The 23,404-nt window shown below is 71.4% G+C and carries 20 protein-coding genes; 13 read left to right on the forward strand and 7 right to left on the reverse strand.

Features of this window, described 5'->3' with window-relative positions:
* Positions 1-47: 47 nt before the first annotated feature.
* The 7 genes from OG202_RS44935 to OG202_RS44965 all read left to right on the forward strand — a co-directional run bounded on the left by OG202_RS44935 (position 48) and on the right by OG202_RS44965 (position 8,840).
* On the forward strand, positions 48-3,410 hold the full coding sequence (locus tag OG202_RS44935) for an alpha-L-rhamnosidase-related protein (protein ID WP_327726346.1): 3,363 nt from the start codon (positions 48-50) through the stop codon (positions 3,408-3,410).
* Between the two features lie 114 nt (positions 3,411-3,524).
* Positions 3,525-4,166, forward strand: a complete 642-nt coding sequence (locus OG202_RS44940; RefSeq protein ID WP_327726345.1) for a superoxide dismutase — start codon at positions 3,525-3,527, stop codon at positions 4,164-4,166.
* Between the two features lie 205 nt (positions 4,167-4,371).
* Positions 4,372-4,914 carry an RNA polymerase sigma factor gene (locus OG202_RS44945; protein WP_327732034.1) on the forward strand — a complete coding sequence of 181 codons (543 nt, stop codon included), beginning with the start codon at positions 4,372-4,374 and terminating at the stop codon, positions 4,912-4,914.
* Positions 4,911-5,765 carry a zf-HC2 domain-containing protein gene (locus tag OG202_RS44950; RefSeq protein WP_327726344.1) on the forward strand — a complete coding sequence of 285 codons (855 nt, stop codon included), beginning with the start codon at positions 4,911-4,913 and terminating at the stop codon, positions 5,763-5,765. Before OG202_RS44945 ends, OG202_RS44950 begins: the two co-directional genes overlap by 4 nt.
* Positions 5,762-6,628 carry an ABC transporter ATP-binding protein gene (locus OG202_RS44955; protein ID WP_327726343.1) on the forward strand — a complete coding sequence of 289 codons (867 nt, stop codon included), beginning with the start codon at positions 5,762-5,764 and terminating at the stop codon, positions 6,626-6,628. The genes OG202_RS44950 and OG202_RS44955 overlap by 4 nt, the downstream gene beginning before the upstream one ends.
* Positions 6,625-8,157: an ABC transporter permease gene (locus OG202_RS44960; RefSeq protein WP_327726342.1), complete on the forward strand. Its 1,533-nt coding sequence runs from the start codon at positions 6,625-6,627 to the stop codon at positions 8,155-8,157. Before OG202_RS44955 ends, OG202_RS44960 begins: the two co-directional genes overlap by 4 nt.
* Positions 8,154-8,840, forward strand: coding sequence for an ABC transporter (locus OG202_RS44965; RefSeq protein ID WP_326573835.1), 687 nt, complete (start codon positions 8,154-8,156; stop codon positions 8,838-8,840). The genes OG202_RS44960 and OG202_RS44965 overlap by 4 nt, the downstream gene beginning before the upstream one ends.
* Before the next feature lie 104 nt (positions 8,841-8,944).
* On the opposite strand, the gene OG202_RS44970 is transcribed toward OG202_RS44965, so the two are convergent.
* A complete protein-coding gene (locus OG202_RS44970; RefSeq protein WP_326573833.1) occupies positions 8,945-9,511 on the reverse strand; it encodes an RBBP9/YdeN family alpha/beta hydrolase in 567 nt (188 codons plus the stop codon).
* Positions 9,512-9,572: 61 nt separating this feature from the next.
* Here OG202_RS44970 and OG202_RS44975 point away from each other — a divergent pair, with 61 nt between their 5' ends.
* From OG202_RS44975 to OG202_RS44985, 3 genes are all read left to right on the forward strand, one after another.
* Positions 9,573-9,923, forward strand: a complete 351-nt coding sequence (locus OG202_RS44975) for a MerR family transcriptional regulator (RefSeq protein ID WP_327726341.1) — start codon at positions 9,573-9,575, stop codon at positions 9,921-9,923.
* Positions 9,924-10,923: 1,000 nt separating this feature from the next.
* Positions 10,924-11,853: an alpha/beta fold hydrolase gene (locus tag OG202_RS44980; protein ID WP_326573827.1), complete on the forward strand. Its 930-nt coding sequence runs from the start codon at positions 10,924-10,926 to the stop codon at positions 11,851-11,853.
* Positions 11,854-11,862: 9 nt separating this feature from the next.
* The gene (locus tag OG202_RS44985; RefSeq protein ID WP_405895918.1) at positions 11,863-12,240 is read left to right on the forward strand and encodes an MFS transporter; all 378 of its coding nucleotides are present in this window, start codon (positions 11,863-11,865) and stop codon (positions 12,238-12,240) included.
* Here the strand turns inward: OG202_RS44985 and OG202_RS44990 are convergent.
* The 6 genes from OG202_RS44990 to OG202_RS45015 form a co-directional block, all read right to left on the reverse strand.
* Entirely contained in the window at positions 12,203-13,171 is a 969-nt protein-coding gene (locus OG202_RS44990) for a helix-turn-helix domain-containing protein (protein ID WP_327726340.1), read from the reverse strand. The genes OG202_RS44985 and OG202_RS44990 overlap by 38 nt on opposite strands.
* Before the next feature lie 49 nt (positions 13,172-13,220).
* The gene (locus OG202_RS44995; protein WP_327726339.1) at positions 13,221-13,940 is read right to left on the reverse strand and encodes an SDR family NAD(P)-dependent oxidoreductase; all 720 of its coding nucleotides are present in this window, start codon (positions 13,938-13,940) and stop codon (positions 13,221-13,223) included.
* Positions 13,937-14,974 (reverse strand): alcohol dehydrogenase catalytic domain-containing protein, encoded by a 1,038-nt coding sequence (locus tag OG202_RS45000; RefSeq protein ID WP_327726338.1) that lies wholly within the window; start codon positions 14,972-14,974, stop codon positions 13,937-13,939. The genes OG202_RS44995 and OG202_RS45000 overlap by 4 nt, the downstream gene beginning before the upstream one ends.
* Before the next feature lie 119 nt (positions 14,975-15,093).
* A complete protein-coding gene (locus OG202_RS45005; protein ID WP_326573818.1) occupies positions 15,094-15,627 on the reverse strand; it encodes a 2,4'-dihydroxyacetophenone dioxygenase family protein in 534 nt (177 codons plus the stop codon).
* A gap of 306 nt (positions 15,628-15,933) precedes the next feature.
* A complete protein-coding gene (locus OG202_RS45010; RefSeq protein WP_327726337.1) occupies positions 15,934-18,141 on the reverse strand; it encodes an MMPL family transporter in 2,208 nt (735 codons plus the stop codon).
* A gap of 771 nt (positions 18,142-18,912) precedes the next feature.
* Positions 18,913-19,536, reverse strand: a complete 624-nt coding sequence (locus tag OG202_RS45015) for a TetR/AcrR family transcriptional regulator (protein ID WP_327726336.1) — start codon at positions 19,534-19,536, stop codon at positions 18,913-18,915.
* Positions 19,537-19,754: 218 nt separating this feature from the next.
* Between OG202_RS45015 and OG202_RS45020 the strand changes: the two genes are divergently transcribed.
* The 3 genes from OG202_RS45020 to OG202_RS45030 are packed head-to-tail and all read left to right on the forward strand — an operon-like array spanning position 19,755 to position 23,385.
* Complete coding sequence (locus OG202_RS45020) at positions 19,755-21,101, forward strand: flavin-containing monooxygenase (RefSeq protein ID WP_327726335.1); 1,347 nt, start codon at positions 19,755-19,757, stop codon at positions 21,099-21,101.
* On the forward strand, positions 21,098-21,976 hold the full coding sequence (locus OG202_RS45025) for an SDR family NAD(P)-dependent oxidoreductase (RefSeq protein WP_326573811.1): 879 nt from the start codon (positions 21,098-21,100) through the stop codon (positions 21,974-21,976). The genes OG202_RS45020 and OG202_RS45025 overlap by 4 nt, the downstream gene beginning before the upstream one ends.
* Positions 21,973-23,385 (forward strand): aldehyde dehydrogenase family protein, encoded by a 1,413-nt coding sequence (locus tag OG202_RS45030; RefSeq protein WP_326573809.1) that lies wholly within the window; start codon positions 21,973-21,975, stop codon positions 23,383-23,385. The genes OG202_RS45025 and OG202_RS45030 overlap by 4 nt, the downstream gene beginning before the upstream one ends.
* Positions 23,386-23,404 lie beyond the last annotated feature (19 nt).

The raw sequence follows: 23,404 nt of genomic DNA on the forward strand, positions 1-23,404 counted from the left end.
GAGCCACCCCGTCCGACGACCGCCCCCTCGAAAGTAGGAGAGCCACCATGCCCGACCTCACCCGCCGGTCCGCCCTGCGCTCGGCCATAGCCGTCGCCCTCGCTCCCACCCTGGGTTCCCTCCTCCTGCCCCGACTCGCTTCCACGGCGTCCGCCGCCGTCTCCTGGACCGCGAAATGGATCTGGGCCCCCTCCAGTTCGACGAACCAGTGGGTGGCGTTCCGCAGATCGCTCACCCTGGGCGCGGCGCCGACGAAGGCGGTGACGCGGATCGCGGCGGACTCGAAGTACTGGCTGTGGGTGAACGGCACGCTGGTGGTCTTCGAGGGCGGGCTCAAGCGCGGCCCCAACCGTACGGACACCTACTACGACGAGATCGACCTCGCCCCTTACCTGAGAAGCGGCGGCAACACGGTGGCGCTGCTGGTGTGGTACTTCGGCAAGCAGGGCTTCTCGCACAACAGCAGCGGCAAGGGCGGCCTGCTGTTCCAGTCGGACATCGAGGCCGGCTCGACCACCACCCGGCTGGTCAGCGACACCGGTTGGAAGCACCGAGTCCACCCCGGCTACTCGAACAACACCAGCGGTACGCAGGTCAACTTCCGGTTGCCCGAGTCCAATGTGCACTACGACGCCCGTGCCGCCGCTGTCATGTCCGGCTGGCGGTCGCCCGGTTTCGACGACAGCGCCTGGACCGCGCCGACCGACTTCGGCGCCGCGGGCGCCGCGCCCTGGAACGGCCTCGTCGAGCGCCCGATCCCGCAGTTCCGCTACTCCGGCCTGAGGACGTACACCAACGCCTCGTCGCTGCCGACCACGGGGCGCGGATCCACCGCGATCTCGGCCACGCTGCCGTCGAACATCCAGGTGACGCCGTTCCTGAAGGTGGACGCACCGGCCGGAGCCGTGATCGGCATCCAGACCGACCACTACGACGACGGCGCGGGCCTGACCGGGATCGAGCCCGGCACGCAGTACAACATGCGCGCCACCTACATCTGCGCCGGCGGGGTGCAGGAGTTCGAGTCGCTGGCGTGGATGAGCGGTACGGCGGTGCGGTACACGATCCCCGCCGACGTGACGATCCTGGAGCTGAAGTACCGGGAGTCGGGCTACGACACCGACTTCGCCGGGTCGTTCAGCAGCAGCGACCCCTTCCTGGACACGTTGTGGACCAAGGCCGCGCGCACGATGTACGTCAACATGCGGGACAACTACATGGACTGCCCCACCCGTGAGCGTGCCCAGTGGTGGGGGGACGTGGTCAACCAGCTCAAGGAAGGCTTCTACACCTTCGACACCAAGTCCCACGCACTCGGTGAGAAGGCCATCGCCCAGCTCGCCGCCTGGCAGAAGTCGAGCGGCGCCCTGTACTCCCCGGTCCCCTCGACGATCTGGACCGCCGAACTGCCCGTGCAGATGCTGGCCTCGGTGTGGTCGTTCTGGACGTACTACCTCTACACGGGCAACGCCGACGCCGTGACCGTCGCCTACCCGGCGGTGAAGAAGTACCTGGACCTGTGGACCCTGGACGGCGACGGTCTGGTCAACCACCGGGCGGGGGACTGGGACTGGGAGGACTGGGGCTCCGACATCGACGCCCGGGTCCTGGACAACTGCTGGTACTACCTCGCCCTGGACACCGCCGCCAAGCTGGCCGACCTCAGCGGCAACAGTGGCGACGTGGCCGGCTGGAAGTCCAGGCGCGACAGCATCAAGGCCAACTTCGACCGCGTCCTGTGGAACTCCTCGAAGAACGAGTACCGCTCGCCCGGCTACACCCGCGACACCGACGACCGCGCCAACGGCCTCGCCGTCGTCGCGGGCCTGGCCCCCGCCTCCCGCCACCGGGCGGTGACGGAGGTGCTGCGCACGCACCTCAACGCCAGCCCGTACATGGAGTTCTACGTCCTGGAGGCGCTGTATCTGATGGGCGCGGCCACGGTCGCCGAGGAGCGGATACGCAACCGGTTCGCCGCCCAGGTCGCCGACCCCGCCTGCCACACCCTGTGGGAGCTGTGGACCAAGGCCGACGGGACCGACAACCACGCCTGGAACGGCGGCCCGCTGTACGCCCTGTCCGCCTACGCCGCCGGTGTCCGCCCCACCAAGCCCGGCTGGGAGACGTACGAGGTCGTCCCCCAGACCGGCACCCTCACGAAGATCAACACCGTCGTGCCCACGGTCAAGGGCGACATCCGCTTCGGCATCACCCGCGACGGCACCCAGGCGACCCTGACCCTCACCTCACCGAGCGGCACGACGGCCCGGGTGGGCGTGCCCACCTACGGCGGCTCCCAGCCCGTCATCAAGGCGGGCGGCACGACGGTCTTCAGCGGTGGTTCCTCCACCGGGAGTGTCAGCGGTCTGACCTATGACGGCAAGGACGCCTCGTACGTCTACTTCCGGCTCCAGCCGGGCACGTGGACCTTCACGGTCACCGGCGCGGGCCGTCTCGACAACCTCGCGCTGGGCCGCCCGGTCACCAGCAACAACAGCCTGGAGAACGCCAACTGGGGCCGGAACCGGCTCACCGACGGCAAGCTGACGAGCGTGAGCGGGGCGAGGGGCTACACCAGCAACGAGTTCGCCTCCGCCGACGTCGGTGCGACCCCCGTCTGGGTGGAGGTCGACCTCGGGGCCGACACCGACCTCGACGCCGTTCGTCTCTTCCCCCGCACCGACACCGGGGGAGCCGGGGGCGGCACGGCGGGCTTCCCCGTCGATTTCACGCTCCAGACCCGTGTCGACGGCGCCACCTCCTACACGACCGTCCGTACCGTCACCGGGCAGGCCAACCCCGACGGCCGGGTCCAGACGTACGGCTTCCGTACCACCACCGCCCGGTACGTCCGGCTCCAGGCCACGCGGCTCGGCACCCCCGCGTCCGACGAGGCCGCCAAGTACCGTCTCCAGCTCGCCGAACTCGCCGTCCCGACCGCCGCGACCACCGTCACCGGCAACTGCACGCTGGAGAACGGGGACTGGGGCAAGACCAGGGTCCTGGACGGCACCCTCACCAGCGTGACCGGGGCCAAGGGCTTCACCAGCATCGACTTCCCCTCCGCCGACGTCGGCGGCACACCCGTGTGGATCGAGCTCGACCTCGGCGCCGACCGGGCCATCGGCTCCGTCACCCTCCACCCCCGCACCGACACCGGCGCTTCGGGCGGCGGGACGCCGGGCTTCCCCGTCGACTTCACGCTCCAGACCCGTGTCGACGGCGCCACCTCCTACACCACCGCCCGCACCATCACCGGTGAACCGAACCCCAACGGAGCCGCCCAGACCTACACCCTCACCTCCACCACCGGCCGCCATCTGCGCCTGAAGGTCACGAAGCTCGGCAGACCCGCCTCGGACGAGACCGCCAAGTACCGCCTCCAACTCGCCGAGATCCGCATCGGATGACAGCACAGCCGCTTCCCGCGTCGGGTCCTAGGTCCAACGCCTCATCGAGAACAGATCGCTTCTGCTGTTAACTTGCAGCTGCATACTATTCGCAATAAGGTGAGGACGTCGGCCATGGCGGTTTACACGCTCCCGGAGCTTCCGTACGACTACACGGCGCTCGCGCCCGTGATCAGCCCCGAGATCATCGAGCTGCACCACGACAAGCACCACGCGGCGTACGTCAAGGGCGCCAATGACACGCTGGAGCAGCTCGCGGAGGCGCGGGACAAGGAGACGTGGGGTTCGATCAACGGTCTGGAGAAGAACCTGGCCTTCCACCTCTCGGGCCACATCCTGCACTCGATCTACTGGCAGAACATGACCGGCGACGGCGGCGGTGAGCCCCTGGAGAAGGACGGCGTGGGCGAGCTGGCGGACGCGATCGCCGCGTCCTTCGGTTCGTTCGCGGGCTTCAAGGCGCAGCTGACCAAGGCGTCGGCGACGACACAGGGCTCCGGCTGGGGCGTCCTCGCCTACGAGCCGCTGAGCGGGCGGCTGGTCGTCGAGCAGGTCTACGACCACCAGGGCAACGTCGGTCAGGGCTCCACCCCGATCCTGGTCTTCGACGCCTGGGAGCACGCCTTCTACCTCCAGTACAAGAACCAGAAGGTCGACTTCATCGACGCCATGTGGGCCGTCGTCAACTGGCAGGACGTGGCCAGGCGCTACGCCGCGGCCAAGGAGCGCGGTGACAGCCTGCTGCTCGCCCCGTGAGGCCGTGAGGCCGTAACACCCCGCGGACGACCTGCTCGTGATCGTCTTCTCCGCCTTCACCGGGCAGGCGGCACCACGAAGGGCTCCCACAGGGAAGGGACTGTGGGAGCCCTTCGTCATGCGCTCGACTCCCGCGCCGGGCGCCCCCGTTCGCCGTCGAGTGAACCGTTGGGGGAGTCTCGTCCGATGAGGGGGTGTGAGCGAAATGAAACGGGGGAGTCCGGGCGACGCCGAGCTGTTGCGGGCGGTCGCGGACGGGGATCGTCGGGCGTTCGAGGAGCTGTACCGCCGGTACGCACCGTGGCTCGTGCTGCGGCTGCGCGGGCGGTGCGCCGACCCGGTGCTGGTCGACGACGTCGTACAGGAGACGTTTCTCGACGTGTGGCGGGGAGCCGCCCGCTATCGCCGTGAGGGTGACGTGACGGGCTGGCTGTGGCGGATCGGATCGCGTCGCCTGGTGGACGCGCTGCGGGGCGACGGGGCCCGTGGCCGACTCCGCCAGGCACTCGCCCGGCTGCGGCAGCGCGACGAGGCGTCGGCCGAGGAACAGGTGCTGGCCCGGGTGCAGCACGGCGACCTGGCCGGTTCGCTGGCCGGGCTCTCGCCGGAGCTGCGGGCGGTGCTGCAGGCGACGGTGATCGACGGCCTGACGACACGTGAGGCGGCGGTCCTCCTCGGCATTCCCCCGGGCACGGTCAAGACCCGGGCCATGCGTGCCCGGAAGCAACTGCGGGAGGGCCTGACATGAGCTGGCACGCCGATGACGGGGACCTGCGGGAGTACGCCCACGGAACGCTGGCGGCCCCCCGGCTGTGGTCCGTCGAGACCCACCTCGCCGCCTGCGCCGACTGCCGGGCCGCGCTCTCGGCCCATGTCCCGCCCGCCGAGATCAGCGCGGGCTGGGCCCGGCTGGACGCCGAACTGGACGCCCCGAGGCCCGGCTTCGCCGAGTCGCTCCTGATCCGGATCGGGGTCGCCGACCACACCGCGAGGCTGCTGGCGGCGACCCCGGTGCTGCGTCGCTCCTGGCTCGGCGCGGTGGCGCTCACCCTGCTGCTCGCGGTCGGTGTGGGACTGGCCGCGTCGCCGCTGATGCTCCTGGCCACGGCGCCGCTGCTGCCGCTGGCGGGGGTGGCGGTGTCGTTCGGGCCGGGGCTCGACCCGACGTACGAGATGGCCGTGGTCGCGCCGATGCACACCTTCCGTCTGCTGATGGTGCGCACGGTCGCGGTGCTGTCGACGACGACGGCACTGAGTGGGCTGGCGAGTCTGGCGCTGCCGTCGTTCGGCCTGGCGGCGCTCGGCTGGCTGCTGCCGGCGCTCGCGCTGACCTCGACCGGCGTCGCGCTGACGGCCCGGCTGGGACCCGTACTCGCACCGGCACTGGTCGGCGCCGGCTGGACCGCCCTGGTGGTGCTGAGCCGTCTGTTGGCGTCCGGGACGCCGCTGCCCTTCACCGCCGAGGGCCAGGGTGCGGCGGCGGTGGTCGCGTTGCTGGCGACGGTGCTGCTGGTGGCGGCGCGGGACCGCTTCGACAGCGGCCGCCCGCTCGGTCCTTCCTTCCGGTCCCTTCGATTCGCAGCCAGGAGGCTGTCATGACACGACCCACGGTCTCGGCCGCCGGGCTGACCCTGAGCTTTCGCGGTACGAGAGCGGTGGACGAGGTGACGCTGCGGCTCACCGAAGGGGTCACGGGTCTGCTCGGGCCCAACGGCGCGGGCAAGACGACGCTGCTGCGGATCCTGGCGACGGCGACGCCCCCGGACAACGGCGCCTTCACCGTCCTCGGGCACGATCCGAGCACGGTCCACGGCCGCCAGGACACACGAAGGGCCCTGGGCTACCTGCCGCAGAACCCCGGATTCCATCCGGACTTCACCGCGTTCGAGTTCATCGACTACGTGGCGATCCTCAAGGAGATGACGGACCGACGGGCCCGGCACGCCGAGGCCCGCCGGGTCCTGGGCGCGGTCGGTCTCGCGGAGCAGCGCGGCAGGCGGATACGACGGCTCTCCGGCGGTATGCGGCAGCGCGTGGCGCTGGCGGCGGCCCTGGTCGGCGACCCGGGCTTCCTGGTCCTGGACGAGCCCACGGTCGGGCTGGACCCCGAACAGCGCATGCGGTTCCGGGAGTTGATCGCGGAGGCCGGCGAGGGACGGACGGTGCTGCTGTCCACCCATCAGACGGAGGACGTGGCGATGCTGTGTCACCGGGTGGTGGTCATGGACAAGGGCCGGGTGCGGTTCGACGGCACGGCCGCGGAGCTGACGGCGGTGGCGGCCGGCCGGGTGTGGAACAGCGGGGAGCGGCAGCCGGGCGCCAGAGCCGGATGGCGCACCGGGACGGGCGAGTTCCGCAATGTCGGCGACCCGCCCGCGGGCGCCCGGCTGGTCGAACCGACGCTGGAGGACGGCTATCTGCTGGCGCTCGGCGGCGACCCGGTGGCGGAGGTGGCGGCATGACGGCCGTGGCGGGGACCCGGGTCGCCGTGCCGACACCGAAGCCGGTGCGGGTCCGGGGCGGTCGGCGGGCCATGCTCGCGCTGGCCCGGGTGGAGGCGCGGCGTCTGCTGCTGCACCCCCTGGTGGTGGTCGCGTCGGTGGCGTACCTGGCGCTGGTGCTGTGGCCGAGTGGTGAGTCGGAGGACGCCTATCCGGTGCTGCAGGACATCGACCGCGAGACTCAGATGGGACAGCTGCTGCTGGGCCTGGCGGTGATGATCGCCGTGAACCTGGCGGTGCTGCGCTCGCACCGGCGGGGCACGGACGCGTATTTCGGGGTGCTGGTCCTGTCTCCGTGGCGGCGCACGGTCGCGCATGTGCTGTCGGTGCTGCCGACGGTGCTGGTGGGGGCGTTGCTCGTGGTCGGGCAGTTCACGGCCGCGGCGCTGAAGCCCGGGGCCGTGGGCCATGCGTCGGTGTTCGAGCTGGCGACCGGGCCGCTGCTGATCCTGCTGCCCGCGGCCGTGGGCGTGCTGCTCGGCCGGGTCGTCCGGTCGGCGTTCGTGGCACCGCTGGCCTCGGTCGCCTTCCTGGCGGTGACCGTGGTCTTCGTCGCCGGCTCGGGGAGCGCGGCCTGGCTGCGCGGGATGGCCCTCGTGGTGTTCGACGAAGGCGCACGGCCGCTGCCGTCCGACCTGCTGGGCCGGCCCGCGGGATGGCACGCGCTGTACCTGCTGGCACTCGCGGTGCTGGTGGCGGCGGGTGCGGTGCTGGTGAGCGGCGGCCGGACGCGAGCCGTACGAGCCACCGCGCTGGGGGCACTCGGCGCGGTCGTGACCGCCGTGGTCCTCCAGGGCACGGCGCCGTCGGACGCGGTCCGCGAGGCGCGCGAGGTGGCGACCCGTGACCCGGCGAAGGTGCAGGACTGCGAGCGGCACGGGGCGACGACGTACTGTGCGTTCCCCGAGTTCACGCCCTGGACCGACGAGTGGGCCCGGGTGACGGACAAGGTGCGGTCGCTGGCCGGCGACCCGGCGACGACGCGGCCACTGACCGTACGGCAGAAGGTCGCGGCACTCGACGGACCGTCGGGCACCACGGCGATCTCGCCCGCCGCGCCCGGCGAGTCGACGGCGACCACGGCGTGGGGCGGCGAACGGGAACTGGAGTTCGCCGCGAGCGTCGCCCGGGGGCTGGTCGTGGGGGACGAGCGCTACCGGGGAGCGTACTGCGACGCGCGGGGCGTCCTCATGGTCTGGCTGGCGGTCCGCGCGACCCGGGACGGCGAAGCCATGTTCGAGAAGACCGGGGAGGGCTTCAACAGTCCCGGCGTGATTCAGGCTCCGGCGACCGCGATCGCCCTGCGGGGCCGCGAACTCGCCGTGTTGCAGCGGCTGTTGGCCGAGCCCCAGGGGGAGGTGGAGCGCAGGGTGAAGGCGTCGTGGAAGGAGCTCTCCGCCCCCGGTACGACCACCGACCGCGCGGCGGCCCTGCTGGGCGTCACCGCCCCGGCCGAGACCGCCGACGACCGGGAGTACCAGTGCGCATGAGACAGCGGCTGCTGGTGGTCGCGGCCCTGGTGCGGCCCACGGTGCGGTCGCTGCCGTGGGCCCTGTTCGCCGCCGGCTGGGGGCTGGGACTGGCCCTCGCCGCCGTACCGGTGCTGTTCTCGGTGGACCTCCCCGCTGAGGTGCTGGTCAACCTGGTACGGGCGGCCGCGTTGTGCGGGGCCGTGGGGATGGCGTTCCTCCTGGACGACCCGGCCCGGCACACCACCGGCGTCCCTCCCGTGCCGCGTCCGCTGCGGCAGGCGTTGCGCGCGGCCGCCGTGTCGCCGGTCTGCGCGGCATGGTGGGCGACGGTGCTGGCCGTCGTACGGGCGGGGGCCGGCCCCGGGCAACGGGCCGCGCTGCCGTGGGGCGCGGTGACGGTCGAGGCCGGTGCCCTGTCCGCGCTGGCGCTCGCACTCGCCGCGGCGACGGTGCGGTTCAGCGCGGTCCGTGTGCCGGGCCCGGCCGTGGCGGGCGCCGTGCTGGCCCTGCCGGTCACGGCCGGTGCGCTCCTCCCACCCCGCTTCGCCCTCTTCGTACCACCGGGCGACCCGCGGTGGGACGACGCCCACGTGCTGTGGGCCGCCGTTCTCACCGCCGTTCTCGCCGTCTGGCTGGTATGCGCCCCGGAGCCACGCCGCCGCTTCAAAAGCGTGCGCCTCCCACGCGGCGCAGGCGGTTGACCCGCGCTGTCCGCCAGTCCGCCAGTCCGCCAGTCCGCCAGTCCGCCAGTCGGCCAGTCCGCCAGTCCGCGAGTCGAAGCGCTCCGGTGTAGGGACCCCGTCCGTCACGACCTGATGGCTTCGACCGCCTGGCGCAGCGAAGTGACGCCGTCGGAAGCGAGGAAGTGACCGGCTCCGGGAACCACCTTCGCACGGACTCCGAGGAGGTCGGCAAGCCGGTCGGTGTGACCAGTCGGAACGTACGGATCGGCGTCGGACCTGATGATCGTGAGCCGGTCGATGTGACTGCTCATTCCCTCCACGTCGCAGCCGTCTTCGATGTAGGCGTCCAGTTCCGGGAGGGCGGGCAGCGGATCGACGAATCCGGAGACCAGCACGAGGGTGCCGAGGCGCCAGGGGCCGGCAAGGGAGCGCAGACAGCGCAGCACGGTCAGACAGCCCAGACTGTGCGCGACGATGATCGAGTTCTCGTCGACGGCCCCCAAGGCGGCACGTGCGGCGTCCGCCCACTGCGCGGGGTGCGGATCCTGTGGGTTCGGCAGAGCCGGAATCGTGGTCCGGACGCCGTCCGCGTGGAGTTGCTCGGCGAGCCGGCCGAACCAGTGGTCTTCGGGGGTCGCACCGTAACCGTGGATGATCGTGGCACGCCGCTGGGTTGTTCCCGTCGTCATGTCACGGGACGGTAGGGGTTCACGCCGGCGTGAAGGTCAAGCCGGTGGGGAGGAATCGACGGTGCTGATCAGCGAACTGGCAGAGTTGACGGGCGTGAGCGCACGAGCGCTGCGTCATTACGAGGACCGAGGACTCTTGGTACCCGCTCGCACCACCAGCGGGTACCGGGTCTACTCCGAGTCCGATGTCACCCGCGTGGCCCAGATCAGGGCGATGCTCTCCGCCGGGCTGGGAACCTCGCTCATCCAGCGGTACTTCGACTGCGTCCGCACGGGCGCTCACGGCACGTTCCTCGAGATATGCCCCGACCTGCGGGCAGAGCTGGACGCCGTGGCCCGACGCCTCGACACCGAACAGGCCGAACTCCGTGAGAAGCGGCGCCGGTTGAGCGTACTCACGGCACAGGACTGAGGCGCCTCGACGCGGCGTCGCCCGCCCCGCGGCCCGCAGGTGCTTCCGCAGCCGCGTGCCGTCGAGCGGCGGACGCGCGGCGAACTGCTCGATCACGGAGTGCTGCATCGTGTGACATGAACGCTCCTCTCCCGAACGGCACGGGCTGCGCGGATAGTTGCTGCGGGAAGAGGCCCGCCGGTTCGGCCGACGATGCTCCCCCGCCGTCCACCCCCTTCACAGTGACCAGAGCCCCCGCACCACCGCGCTGATCCGGCAACTCCAGGCCGACAGCAGGCAGTTCACCGATCAGTGCGGCCAACACGAAGTCGGCGTCCCCCAGGACGACTACACGACCGGTCGTCCACCCCGAACTCGGAAACCTCCACCCGCACGGCCAGACCCTGCCCCAGGCGGACGCCCGCGCGCCTCACCGGTCTACGGCCACGGCAGATCCAGCCACACCCCGCACCCCGGCGACGCCCTCCAATTCGGCGGCGAGGCCCCTGCGCCGCCGACCCTTCCCCAGCTGCCGATCCGTAACGAGGGGCCGTGGACCCGCCATCCAGGGGAGGGGCTCACGCCTTCCGTTCACCCGTGAGTACGAGGCCGCGCTGCTTCGGGAACGCACCGGTCGGGCGCGGGAACAGATGTGGGACCAGGCCGGCGTCCCGTTGGTCACCCGTGGCGGCGCGGGTGCGGACACCGGTCGGAGGGGAGAGCCTTGGCGGTACGGTCCGCGGATGTCGTGGCCGAGCCCCCGGGGCGGGCGAGACCTCCGGGCGAGGCCTCCTGCCGGGGTGCCTGGCGGCCGTCGTCCGGGGTCCGCTGGACCCGGAGACCGGCCGTTCGGGCAGCGCGCCGGCCGCCGGGGTGCTGCGGGCCGTCGGCACCCAGGCACAGACCGACCCCCGGCCGACCTCCTACCGAGCATCGAACGGACCCCGCCCGGACGCGGCGCCGGCGTTCACCGCACCCCTGGCCCGCTGACGCCGAGACCACCACCCCGAGGAGACCGACCATGACCCGACCGGCCCACGCATCCTCGCGCGGGGTGCGCCGGATCACCCTCGACGCCGCGGGGCTACCGCTGTCGGCACTGATCAGCGAGCCGCCCGGCGGCTCCGCGCGCGCCGTCGTCGTCGCCGTGCACGGCGGCGGCATGAACGCGGGCTACTTCGACTGCCGGGCCCACCCCCGGCAGTCGCTGCTGACGCTGGGAGCGGACCTCGGCTACACCGTCCTGGCCGTGGACCGGCCGGGCTACCGGCACTCCGCCGCCCTGCTGCCCCAGGGCCAGGACCTGGCGGAGCAGGCCGCCTCGCTGCGCGCGGCTCTGCACGACTTCACCTCTCGCCACGACACCGGCGCGGGCCTGTTCCTGCTCGCCCACTCCTATGGCGGCAAGGTGGCACTCACCGCCGCCGCGGACCCTGGTCTGCCGCACCTGCTGGGGACGGACATCTCCGGCTGCGGCCACCTGTACGCCGTGGAGCCGCACGAACTGCCCACCGTCCACGACGACGGGGGCCGACTGCGCAGAAGCTGGGGGCCGCTGCGCCTCTACCCATCGGGCACCTTCAGGGCCAGCGGCTCGATCGTCGAGCCCGTGCCCGCCCTGGAACGGGCCGAGCTGGCCCGCTGGCCGCTGCTCTTCCGTGACACCGCGCCCCGCGTCCGCGTGCCCGTACGGATGACCTTCGCCGAACACGAGGCCTGGTGGCGCCATGACGACGAGGCCCTCACCGATCTGGCCGCACACTTCACGGCCGCCCCGCGCGTGAGCGTCGACCGTCAGCCGGAGGCCGGGCACAACATCAGTCTCGGCTGGGCCGCCCGCCCCTACCATCTGCGCGCCCTCGCCTTCCTCGAAGACTGCCTGACCTCCCGCGAAACCACCCTCACTCCACCGCGTGCCGTCCGCCCCCTGCCGCCCGCGGTGGTCTCCTGAGCATGCCCGGTGTGCTCAGGACAGCCTTCCGCTCGCTGTCGGTCCGTAACGTCCGGCTCTTCGCGTTCGGCTCCGGGAGCGGTCACCGCCGCGCAGTTCGCTCCGATGCTGCTGCTCACGCTCTACGGCGGCCGGATCGCCGACCGGTACGACAGGCGCCGGTCGCTGATGGTGTGCAACCTCGTCTCCGGCGGCTGCGCGCTCGCGCTCGCCGTGCCGGACCTCGGCGGGGCGGTACGGCTGTGGCATGTGTTCCTGTTCGCCCTCTGCCTGGCCACGGTCGACGCGGTCGAGGTCCCCACCCGGATGTCGTTCGCGGCGACTGCTCGAACCGCGTCGTCCGTGTGCGCTACCGCGTCGTCTCCGCGCGGGCCTCGCTCGGGGTGAGGCCGAACCTGGAGCGGAAGAGACGGGCGAAGTGGGCCTGGCTGGAGAACCCCCACCGGTGCGCGACATCGGCGATCCTGGCCGACGGCGCTCCGGGCCCGGTGAGTTCCTGATGCGCCCTGACCAGGCGACGTTCCGTGATGTGCCGTGCCGGAGACCTGCCGGTCGATGCGAAGATCCGCCCCAGGTGCCGTACCGAGATGCCCATGACGCCGGCCACCTGCGCGGCTCCGAGACCGGGGTCGTGCAGGTGCCGGTCGATGTAGTTCTCGGCCACCATGAGCTGCGACCGGTAGGCGTCGGACCCCGGACTTCCTCCCGTACGCTCCCCGGTGAGCTGCCTGAGCAGGTCGAGTACGGCCCCCACGGCGTCGGCGGGGTCGTGCGGCCCGCCACGCGACGAGGTCAGCCCCGTGAGGTGGGAACCCAGCGCGGCCACGAGCGCGCCCTCCCGTGCCGTGCCCCGCCCGAACAGCATCGGCCCGGGCAGCCCGCCTCCCAGGCACGCTTGCGCGAACATGTCACGCGGCACGTCCACCAGGATCTGGCGCATCGACGAGGAGAAACCGAAGAGATACGGCCTTCGCGTGTCGTAGACGAACAGTTCGCCCGCGGCGGCCGCGAGGCAGCCGTTCTCGTGCAGGAACGCCGCCTCTCCCTTGAGCAGGAGTGTCGCGAACACCGAGTCCTTGGGCGCCGACCTGACGGTCTGCGGGCTGCGTTCGATGGCGTGGGCGTTGCCGGCGATCTCGGCGAGACGCAGTGCGCCCAGCTCGATGTTGGTCTGCCTGGCCAGCAGACCCTGCTCGGAGTAGGAGGTGCAGGACAGGCCCACCAGAGCCTTGCGGTTGTAGTCCTCCCAGTAGTGGATGCGCTCGGCGGGTGCGATGTGCTCGGTGGTGGCCCGGGAGATCACGGAGGGGGCGGACACGTGACCTCCCATGTGCGTCCATGTCAGGGGGCTCAGCCTAGGTGATGGGTCACACGGCCAGATAGCCTCCGTCCACCGGGACGACCGCGCCGGTGACGTACGAGGCCGCCGGGGAGCACAGGAACGCCACCACCGAGGCGACCTCGTGCGGCTGCCCGAGGCGCCCGGCCGGGATACGGGCCAGTACCCGGGCCGTGGCCTCGGGGTCGTCGAGCACCCCCCGCGCCAGCGGGGTGACCACGAAGCCGGGCGCGACGGCGTTGACCCTGATGCCGTCGGCGGCGTACTCGGCGGCCAGCGACTTCGTGAGCTGGGACACGCCGCCCTTGCTCGCGCTGTAGGCGGGCCGGTCCCTGCTGCCGGAGAAGGCGAACATGGACGAGACGTTCACGATGGTGCCGCCGTTCTCGGCCAGGGCCGGGCGGGCGGCCTGGCAGGCGGCCATGGTGGCGGTGAGGTTGATCTCGATGACCCGCTGCCAGCGGGCGAGGTCGTACTCCTCGCGGTCGTGGCTGACGCCCGCGCAGTTCACCAGGGCGTCCAGCGGCTGGTGCGCGGACAGCAGACCGGTCAGCCCGGCGCGGTCGAGCACGTCGTGCTCCACGACGCGGACGCGGGCGTGGTCGGGCAGGTCGCCGGGGTCGGCCGGTGCCAGGCCGAGCGCGGTCACCTCGGCGCCCAGCTCGGCGAGGAGGACGGCCGTGGCCGCGCCGATCCCCGAGGTGCCACCGGTCACGAACGCCCGCCGCCCCGCGAACTCGCCGCTCACGGACGCCGCTCCCTTGGTCGTACCAGCACTTTCACCTGCTCCTCGCCGCGCAGCAGCGCCTCGAATCCGTCACGTACGACGTGCTCCAGAGAAATGGTGGACGTGACGATCCCCGCCAGGTCCACGCCGTCCTCCGCCACCATGCGGATCAGCTCGGGATAGACGTCGCGATATCCCACGCTGGTCATGATCGTCTGCTCGTGGTTCACCAGGGCGAAGGCGTCCAGGCGGACCGTGCCGGCCAGGCCGAGGAACATCACCCGCCCGCCCCGCCGGGTGGCGGCCAGACAGGCACGCAGGGTGTCCTCCGAGCCGACCGCCTCGAACACGACATCCGCTCCCTCGCCACCGACCACGTCCGTGAGGTCCGCCCCGGTCTCGGCGGCTCCCCGGCGCAGCGCCGCCACGCGGCGGGCCGCGGACCGGTCGGCGGCCACGACGCGCCCGGCGCCGTACCGGGCCGCGAACTGGGTCACGAGCAGCCCGATCGGGCCCAGACCCAGGACGGCGACGGTCTCGCCGGGGCGGATCCCGGCCCGCCGCACCGCGTGCAGGGCGACGGCGGCCGGCTCGAACACCGCCGCCTGCTCCAGGGAGACCCGCTCGGGCAGTACGTGCAGCATGTACGCGGGCACGGTGGCGTGCTCGGCCAGCCCGCCGTGCCCCATCAGACCCGCGAACCCGAAATGCCGGCAGATGTTGTATTCCCCCGCGAGGCACCGCGGGCAGCTGCCGCACCGGTAGTGCGGCTCCACCGCCACCCGGTCGCCCGGGGCGACAGCGGTGACACCGCCGCCCACCCGGGTGACGGTGCCGCAGAACTCGTGCCCCAGGATGAGCGGGGCGGCCACGCCGGACTCCGGATGCGGGTCGCCCACGGGAACGGCGTGCGGGCCGTCGGCGTACTCGTGCAGGTCACTGCCGCAGATCCCGCAGTAGGCGACCTCGATCGTCACCTCGCCGGGCCCGGGCGGCGTCATGGGCACGTTCTCGACGCGGATGTCCTTGGCCCCGTACCAGACCGCTGCCCTCATACGGCCCTGCCTTCTTCAGTGCGTCCCGGGAGTTCGCGCCGTCGGGGCGGCGCGGGTGGGACAGGAATGGGTGTCGTGGCCGGCTGCCCTCGACGGCTCGGGCGGCTGATCGCCATGGCTCAGCGGAACAGGGAGTTGACGTAGTCGGCGCCGATCCCGACCTTCTCGTAGTGCTCGCGGCACATCTTGATGTAGTCGTGCACGTCGAAGAAGCCGTCGGGCTCACCGTTCTCGTCCAGCCAGACGAGCGGGCCCTTGACGATGAAGAACGCCTTCATCGGCTCGTCGCTGTCATAGGCGACCAGCGTGTGGCCCTCGCCCGGCGCCTCGTAGACGAAGTCGCCCGCAGTAGCCGTCCAGGGCCGCTCCAGATAGCCCCACTTGCCGGAGATCGTGTACGCGAACACCTCGTGCGGGTGGTAGTGCCGGTTGACCAGCCCCGCCTCCTTGGCCCGCAGGATGTCGGCCCAGCTGTTGTCCTTGACGTTGATCCACAGGGGGCGGGAGCCGACGGTCTCGGTGAACGGCACGTAGTAGCGGTCGTCGTCCGTGGCCACCTTGGACAGGTAGACCTCGGGGAGGGCATCGGGGCGCAAGGAGTTCTCGATCGGCCTGAGGTCCTTCCAGAACTCTCCGGTGGGCGTGTCGGGCATGTGACGGCCTCCTTCGTCGCGGACTTCCCGGAGTGAATCCCAGAGGGATCGGTGCCGTCTTTCCCGTGGCGGACCTGGCCGCTTGCAGATTCAGGACATCGGGAAACGCGACGGCCGGTCGGACTCCGCTCGGACACCGACCGGGGTGGTGAGCTACGGCGGGGAGCCGGTCGGCGACCCGGTGGCTTCGCCGGCCAGGTCGTCGGCGAGCCCGATCGCGGAGCGACGCAAAGGTAGCGACGCAAAGGTAAGGGGTGGGCTCGCGACCCCGTCGGCGTCGCGAGCCCACCCGAGACATTCGACGACTCAGGAAACGAGCTGGGGTTCCTTCTGGTCCGTCGCCGGAGCCTTCTGCAGGCTGGTCCCTTCGACGTCGAGGTCGGGCAGGATCCTGTCCAGCCAGGCCGGCAGCCACCAGGCGCCCCGCCCGGCGAGGGCGAGCACCGCGGGTACGAGCGTCATGCGCACGGCGAAGGCGTCGATGGCCACGCCGACGGCCAGGGCGAACGCGATGGGTTTGATCAGGGAGTCGTCCAGGGGGAAGAACCCGGCGAAGACGGTGAACATGATCAGTGCGGCCGCGGTGACGACCCGCACGCTGTGGCGGGCGCCGTCGACGACCGACTGGCGGGCCCGGCCGGTGTGGGTCCATTCCTCGCGCATCCCGGACACGAGGAACACCTCGTAGTCCATGGCCAGTCCGAAGAGCACGCCGATCAGGATGATCGGCAGGAAGCTGACGACCGGGCCGCTGTGGGGCACGTCCAGGATGTCGGCCAGCCAGCCCCACTGGAAGACGGCGACGACCAGCCCGAGCGAGGCGCCCACCGAGAGCAGGAAGCCGACGGCGGCCTTGACCGGGATGACCAGTGACCGGAAGACGATCATCAGCAGGAGCAGGCTGAGGCCGACGACGATGGCGACGAAGGGCAGCAGCGAGTCGCTGAGTCGGTTGGAGACGTCGATGTTGACGGCGGTGGTGCCGGTGACCGCGACGGAGGCACCGGTGGTTTCACGGAGGTCGGGCGCGGCCTCGCGGATGTCACGGACGAGTTGGCCGGTGCGGACGCTGTCCGGGCCGGAGGCGGGCAGGACGGTGATGACGCTCTGTGCCGGGTCGCTGGTGGGCTGGGGTGGCAGGACGGCCTTGACGTTCTTGAGGGTCTGCAGCTTCCGTGCGACCTGAGCGCCGGCCCGTGCGCTCGCGGCAGCCGTGCCGTTCTCGGTCTCGGCCAGTACGAGGAGCGGGCCGTTGTAGCCGGGACCGAACTCGTCGCTGATCGTGTCGTAGGCCTTGCGCTCGGTGGAGGCCTGGGGGGCGGAGCCGTTGTCGGGAAGAGCCAGGCGCATGTCCGTGGCGGGCAGGGCGAGGGTCACCAGGATGCCCGCCACGGCCAGCACTGTCAGCAGCGGCTTGGCGATGACCCACTTGGTCCAGCGGGTGCCCATGGTGGTGTGACCGGTGGAGCCTTCGGTGTCGGCGGTCCGCCGGGCGGTGCGGCTGCCGGGCCTGGGGGTGAGACGGGAGCCGGCGAATCCCGCGACGGCGGGGACGAGGGTGATCGCGGCCAGAACGGCGATGAGGACGGCTCCGGCGGCCCCGAGACCCATCGTGGTCAGGAACGGGATGCCGATGACGCTCAGCGCGGCGAGCGCGATGATCACGGTGGCGCCGGCGAAGACCACGGCGCTTCCGGCCGTGCCGGTGGCCAGCGCGATGGATTCCCTCGGGTCGGTGCCGCGGGCCAGCTGCTGTCGGTGGCGCGAGAGGATGAACAGGACGTAGTCGATGCCGACGGCCAGGCCCAGCATGAGGGCGAGCGTGACGGCCGTGGACGAGATGCCGACCGCGGGAGTGAGAGCGAGCAGCCCGGCCAGGCCGACCGCCACGCCGATCAGTGCGGGCAGCAGCGCCATGCCGGCGGCCAGCATTGAACCGAACGTGATGACGAGCACGAGCAGGGCCACGGCCACGCCGATGATCTCCGACGGGCCGACGTGGACGCCTTTGCTGCTGTAGACGGACCCGCCCACCCAGGTCTTCAGCCCGTCCCGCTCCGCCGCCTCGGCCGCGTTCTCGATCGCGTCCACCGACGAGGCACGGACCTGTGCGTTCTGCACGGGGTACTGGATCTGGACGATCGCCGTGGTCCGGTCGGCCGAGACGGCGCCGGAGGCGCGCGGGTCGACGACTTCGCCGACCTGAGGAGCCTTCTCGGCCTCCGTCACGGTCCGGGCGATGGCTGCGGCGTAGCGGGCTTCGGTGACCTGGTGGCCCTTGGGGGCGGTGAAGACGATCTGGGCACTCGCGCCGGATGCTTCCGGGAGGGTCTTGCTCAGGCTGTCCAGCGCACGCTGCGACTCGGTGCCGGGCACCGCGAAGCGGTCGTCGAGTTTGCCGCTGAAGACGCTGACGCAGGTGATGAGCGCGGCCAGGACGAAGAGCCATATGCCCAGGACGAGCTTGCGGTGCCGGTAGGCGCTGAGGCCCAGCCGATGGAGCAGGACGGCCATGACGAACTCCCTGGGACGGTGGGGATCTCCCGGCCCGGGCGTGGACACGGGCGGGGGAAGGGGAAGAGGAGGTGACTCCGGTCGGCCTCCGGTCAGGGTGAACAGGCCGATGCCGACGGAGCCTCGATCGATAGGGCGACTTTATCAGCTGCTCAAGTCGAACGACCGAGTCATTCGACATCGAGAGGTGGAATGGTTGCGGGAAGTCCAGGTCACAGGCCATTCACGGATGATGAAATCGATCGACCTTGTCGAGTGACAGCGTCTTCTGGGTGCCGCCCAGCACGCGGGGCACGCAAGCCGTCGACGGGCACGGGGGCCGAGAGGTCGGCGTCGTCGATCGGTGCGGTACTGGTGGGGGCGGCCGAGACCGGCCGACGGTGCGTACCGGGCCGATGGGCATGGGTCGGAGGGGCTGCGCACGCGGCGGTGCGGCCGGGCGGTTCTTCGGGGGCGCCCATGTATGTGCCGCCCGCGTCGGCCAAGCAGCCTGCAGGGTGTCCCCGGCGGCGGCGTGGCCGGCTGGACCGGCAGCGGCCGCTCTTCGGCACGCCTGTGAAGCTCATGGCCGTACTCGGTACGCCGATCCGGCGGCGGACGGCCTGCGCGGCCCGGGTCGGCTGCGAGCGGGATCACTGGATCCGCGACATGTTCGGCAAGGTTCCGCCCGGCGGAGAACGGGCGTGCTCATGGACCTTCTCAGGCGTTCATCGCCCGAGCGCCGCAGCAGGGCGCACCCGTGCCTGCCTGGGTGCGCCCTGGTCCGGCCAATCAGCTCGCCGGCACGGACACCAGGTCCAGTCGACCGCCGGCCATGGCCACCACCGCGGACACGAAGGCCTGGAGGCAGGTGTGCTCGGCCTCCTCGTCGGGGAGTGACAGGCGTTGCGTGGTGAGCCCGTCGAAGCCGGCCAGGAAGAACCGCGCGATCGTCTCCGCGGGCTGGGCGAGGGGCCGGCCGGTGCGTTCGGCCGCCTCGGTCACCAGCCTCGCCGTCACCTCGATCACCCGGCGGTAGTGACTCTCCAGGGCCTCGTTCAGCGCGGGGGTGCGGAGCGCGAAGTGGGTCAGTTCCGCGAGGAGTTGATGGCTGGCGGGCTGCGCACGCACCGTGCTCCACAGTGCGGAGGCCAGCGTGGCGGCCGTCTCCTCGAATCCGGCGTCGGCCGGGGCGGCCTGCTCCACCTGGGTGATCAGATCCTGGGTGAGCTGCTCCATGACGGCGCGGTACAGCCCTTCCTTCGTGCCGAAGGTGTAGTGCACCGTGGCCTGGGCCACCCCCAGCTCCGCGGCGATGGCGCGGGTGCTCCCGGCCGCGACCCCTTCCCTCGTCATGAAGTCGATGGCCGCTTTGATCAGCTGAGGGCGGCGCTCGGCCGCGGAAACGTGAGCCATGACCGCATCCTACTGACTTGGTCCTGTGAACAAGTCGTCCGAACGAGCCGGACTTCGCGCAGACCTGCGTCGTGCCGACGCGGCCGCTGAGGTCCGGTCTCGTGCCGACGCGGCCGCTGAGGTCCGGTCCGTGGCCGCGCGGGTCAGTTCCCGCCGAACGGCACCTGCATACGTTTCCTCCAAGACCCGTGCAGCGGGACGAACGAGGAGGCAGGCCCGTGAAGGAAAGCCAGTTGGATACGTGCGTGATCGGGGCGGGACCTGCCGGGCTGGCGGTCGCCAGGGCCCTGGCGGAGCGGAATCTGCCGTACACGCATCTGGAGCGGCACACCGCGCCCGGCGGTATCTGGGACATCGACAACCCCGGCAGCCCGATGTACGAGTCGGCCCATTTCATCTCCAGCAAAACCCTGTCGGGCTTCGGCGGCTTCCCGATGCCCGACCACTTCGCCGACTACCCGCCGCACCGGCAGATCCTGTCCTACCTGCGGTCCTTCGCCGACACCTACGGGCTGACGGACCGCATCGAGACCGGCGTCGACGTCGTGAGCGTGGAGAAGAACGCGGACGGCACGTGGACGGTCACCCGGGCCGACGGGCGGGAAAGCACGCACGGACAGGTCGTCGTGTGCACGGGCTCGCAGTGGCACCCCAACATCCCCGAACTGCCGGGGGAGTTCAGCGGGGAGATCCGGCACACCGTCGGCTATCGCAGCGCGGAGGAGCTGCGGGGCAAGCGCGTCCTGGTCGTGGGCGCGGGGAACTCCGGCTGCGACATAGCCTGCGACGCGGCCCGGACCGCGGACCACGCGGTGATCAGCATGCGGCGCGGGTACTGGTTCATCCCCAAGCACCTGTTCGGCCGGCCGGTGGACACCATCGCCAACAGCGGGCCCCACCTGCCGATGTGGCTGGCGCAGCGGGTCTTCGGCGCTCTCCTGCGGATCATCAACGGCGACCCGACGCGGCTGGGGCTGCCGAAGCCGGACCACAAGCTGTTCGAGACCCACCCGGCCATCAACTCCATGCTGATCCACCACCTCCAGCACGGGGACATCACCGCCAAACCCGGGATCGCCCGCACCGAGGGCAGGACCGTCCACTTCACCGACGGCACGAGCGACGACTTCGATCTCGTCCTGCTGGCCACGGGCTACGTCCACAAAGTGCCGGTCGCACAGCGGTACTTCGGCGACGAGCAGCATCCGGACCTGTATCTGTCGTCGTTCTCGCGCGAACACGAGGGCCTGTTCGGCATCGGTTTCATCGAGACCAACTCCGGTGCGTACCAGCTCTTCGACTCCCAGGCGCAGTTGATCGCCGGGTACATCCACGACGCGCGGCACCGGCTGCCGAACGCGGAGCGGTTCGCCCGCATGATCCGCGCCGACCGCCCGGACCTGACCGGCGGGCTGAGATTCGTCGACTCACCCCGCCACACCGGCTACGTCGACAGTGGGGCCTTCGTGAAGTACCTGGGCAAGGTCGCGGGCGAGATGGGCTGGCGCACCGAGGGCCAGCCGCCGCCCGTGCGGTCCCCGCGGCGCGCGGAGGTGACGGCATGAGCGGGTTCGACTTCACCGACAAGGTCATGCTGGTGACCGGCGGCGCGGGCGGCATCGGCAGCGCGCTGTGCCGTCGCTTCGCCTCCGGCGGTGCCCGTTGCGTAGTCGTCGACATCGACGCGATCCGCGCCATGAAGGTGGCGGCGGACCTTCCGGGCGCCGGTCACACGGGCATCGGTTGCGATCTGACGGACCGCGCCCAGGTGGAGCGGCTGTTCGAGATGGTCGCCGATGACCACGGTCGCCTCGACGTACTCGTCAACAACGTGGGCATGACCAGCGCGGAACGCTTCGACGTCCGCAGCGTCGAGAGCATCGAGCGGGAGATCACCCTCAATCTGACCTCCCCGCTGGTCGCGACCCGGATCGCCATCCCCCTTCTCCTGGCTGCCCGGGACGCCCGGGTGGTCACCACGGTCTCCCTCGGCGGGATCCTCCCGCTGGGCGAGACCCCGATCTACACCGCTTCCAAGTTCGGGTTGCGGGGCGCGATGCTCGCCATCGGGCTCGATCTGAGGAGCAAGGGCATTCTGGCCGGGTCGGTGCTCCCGTCGGCGACCGACACCCGGATGCTGCGCCAGGAAGCCGTGGACGGCGGGAACTCGATGCAGTTCCAGGACCCGCCCCAGCAACCCGCCGACGTCGTCGCGGCCGTGGTGAGCCTGCTGGACAAGCCCCGGCTGGAGGCCTACCCCCGGCCCGGCGAGTCCCGTCTGGTGCGGTGCGCGATGCTCGTGCCGAACCTGCTGCCCCGGGTCTTCCCGCTGTTCCGCAAGCGCGGTGACCGCGGCATGGCCCGCTATCTGGAGGAACTCCGCCGACGGGGCCTGGCCCGCCGGACCGACGGGCGCTGGGAGCTGGTGGAGGAAGCATGACCACGAACGAGACGCTGCACGTCGTCAACCCCGCCACCGGGGAGCCGATCACCACCCTGCCCGCCGCGAGCGCCGACGACGTCGCCAAGGCCGCCGAGCAGGCCCGGCAGGTCCACGACTCCGGGGTGTGGTCGCGGCTGCCGGTCCGGGAACGCGGCGCGGTGCTGCTGCGGCTGGCCGACCTCATGGAACGCGACGCGGAGATCCTCGCCCGGCTGGACAGCGAGGACGCGGGCAAGCCGATCACGGAGTGCCGTACGGGCGACGTACCGGGGGCCGTCGAGTCGATCCGCTGGTTCGCCGAGGCGGCCGACAAGGTCTTCGGCCGCATCGCGCCGAGCGGGCCCGACGGTCTCGGTCTCATGAGCCGCGAACCGGTCGGGGTCGTCGCGGCGATCCTGCCGTGGAATTACCCACTGGCCATGACCGCGTGGAAGGTCGGACCGGCCCTGGCCGCAGGCAACTGCCTGCTGGTCAAGCCCGCCGAGGCGACCCCACGCTCGGCCCTGCACCTGGCCACCCTCGCCGCCGAGGCCGGCCTGCCCGACGGGGTGCTCACGGTGCTGCCCGGATACGGCGGGGAAGCCGGCGCGGCCCTCGCCCGCAACCCCCTCGTGGGGGCGCTCTCCTTCACCGGGTCCACCGCGACCGGCCGCCGCATCCTCAAGGACGCCGCCGACAGCAACTTCAAGCGTGTCTCGCTGGAGATGGGCGGCAAGAGCCCCCAGGTGCTGATGGCCGACGCGCTCTCCTACGGCGACGAGCTCATCGACCACATGATCGAGGCCGCGTTCCTGACGATGGGGCAGAACTGCACGGCCGGCTCCCGGGTTCTGGTGCACCGCAGTATCGCCGAGGAGGTCCTGGAGCGGTTCACCGCCGCGGCGCACGACCTCGTCATCGGCGATCCTGCCGACCCGCGCACGCGGCTGGGGCCCCTCATCGACCACGCCGCCTTCGACCGGGTGGCGGGGGCCGTGGAGGCCGCCCGGGCCGGCGGAGCCCAGATCCACACCGGGGGGCTGCCCCACGGCCTGCCTTCGCGCGGCGCGTACTACCCGCCCACCGTGATCACCCGAGCCCCCGACGGCAGCGACGTCCTCACCAAGGAGTTGTTCGGTCCCGTCGTGACCCTCCAGACCTTCACCTCCGAGGACGAGGCGGTACGCGGGGCCAACGCCACCGAGTACGGTCTCGCCGCCTCGGTCTGGACCCGCGACCTCGACACCGCGCTGCGGCTGGCCCGCGGCATCGAGGCCGGCGTGGTCTCCGTCAACGCCTACAGCGAGGGTGACATCACCACCCCGTTCGGCGGCTGGAAGCAGTCGGGATTCGGCGGAGCGGAGAAATCCACCGACGCCTTCGACCAGTGGACCCGGCAGAAGACGATCTGGATCCGCACCCGCTGACCCCGCCCTCAGAGGCGAG

It is taken from the genome of Streptomyces sp. NBC_00310, assembly GCF_036208085.1.
Classification (GTDB): domain Bacteria; phylum Actinomycetota; class Actinomycetes; order Streptomycetales; family Streptomycetaceae; genus Streptomyces.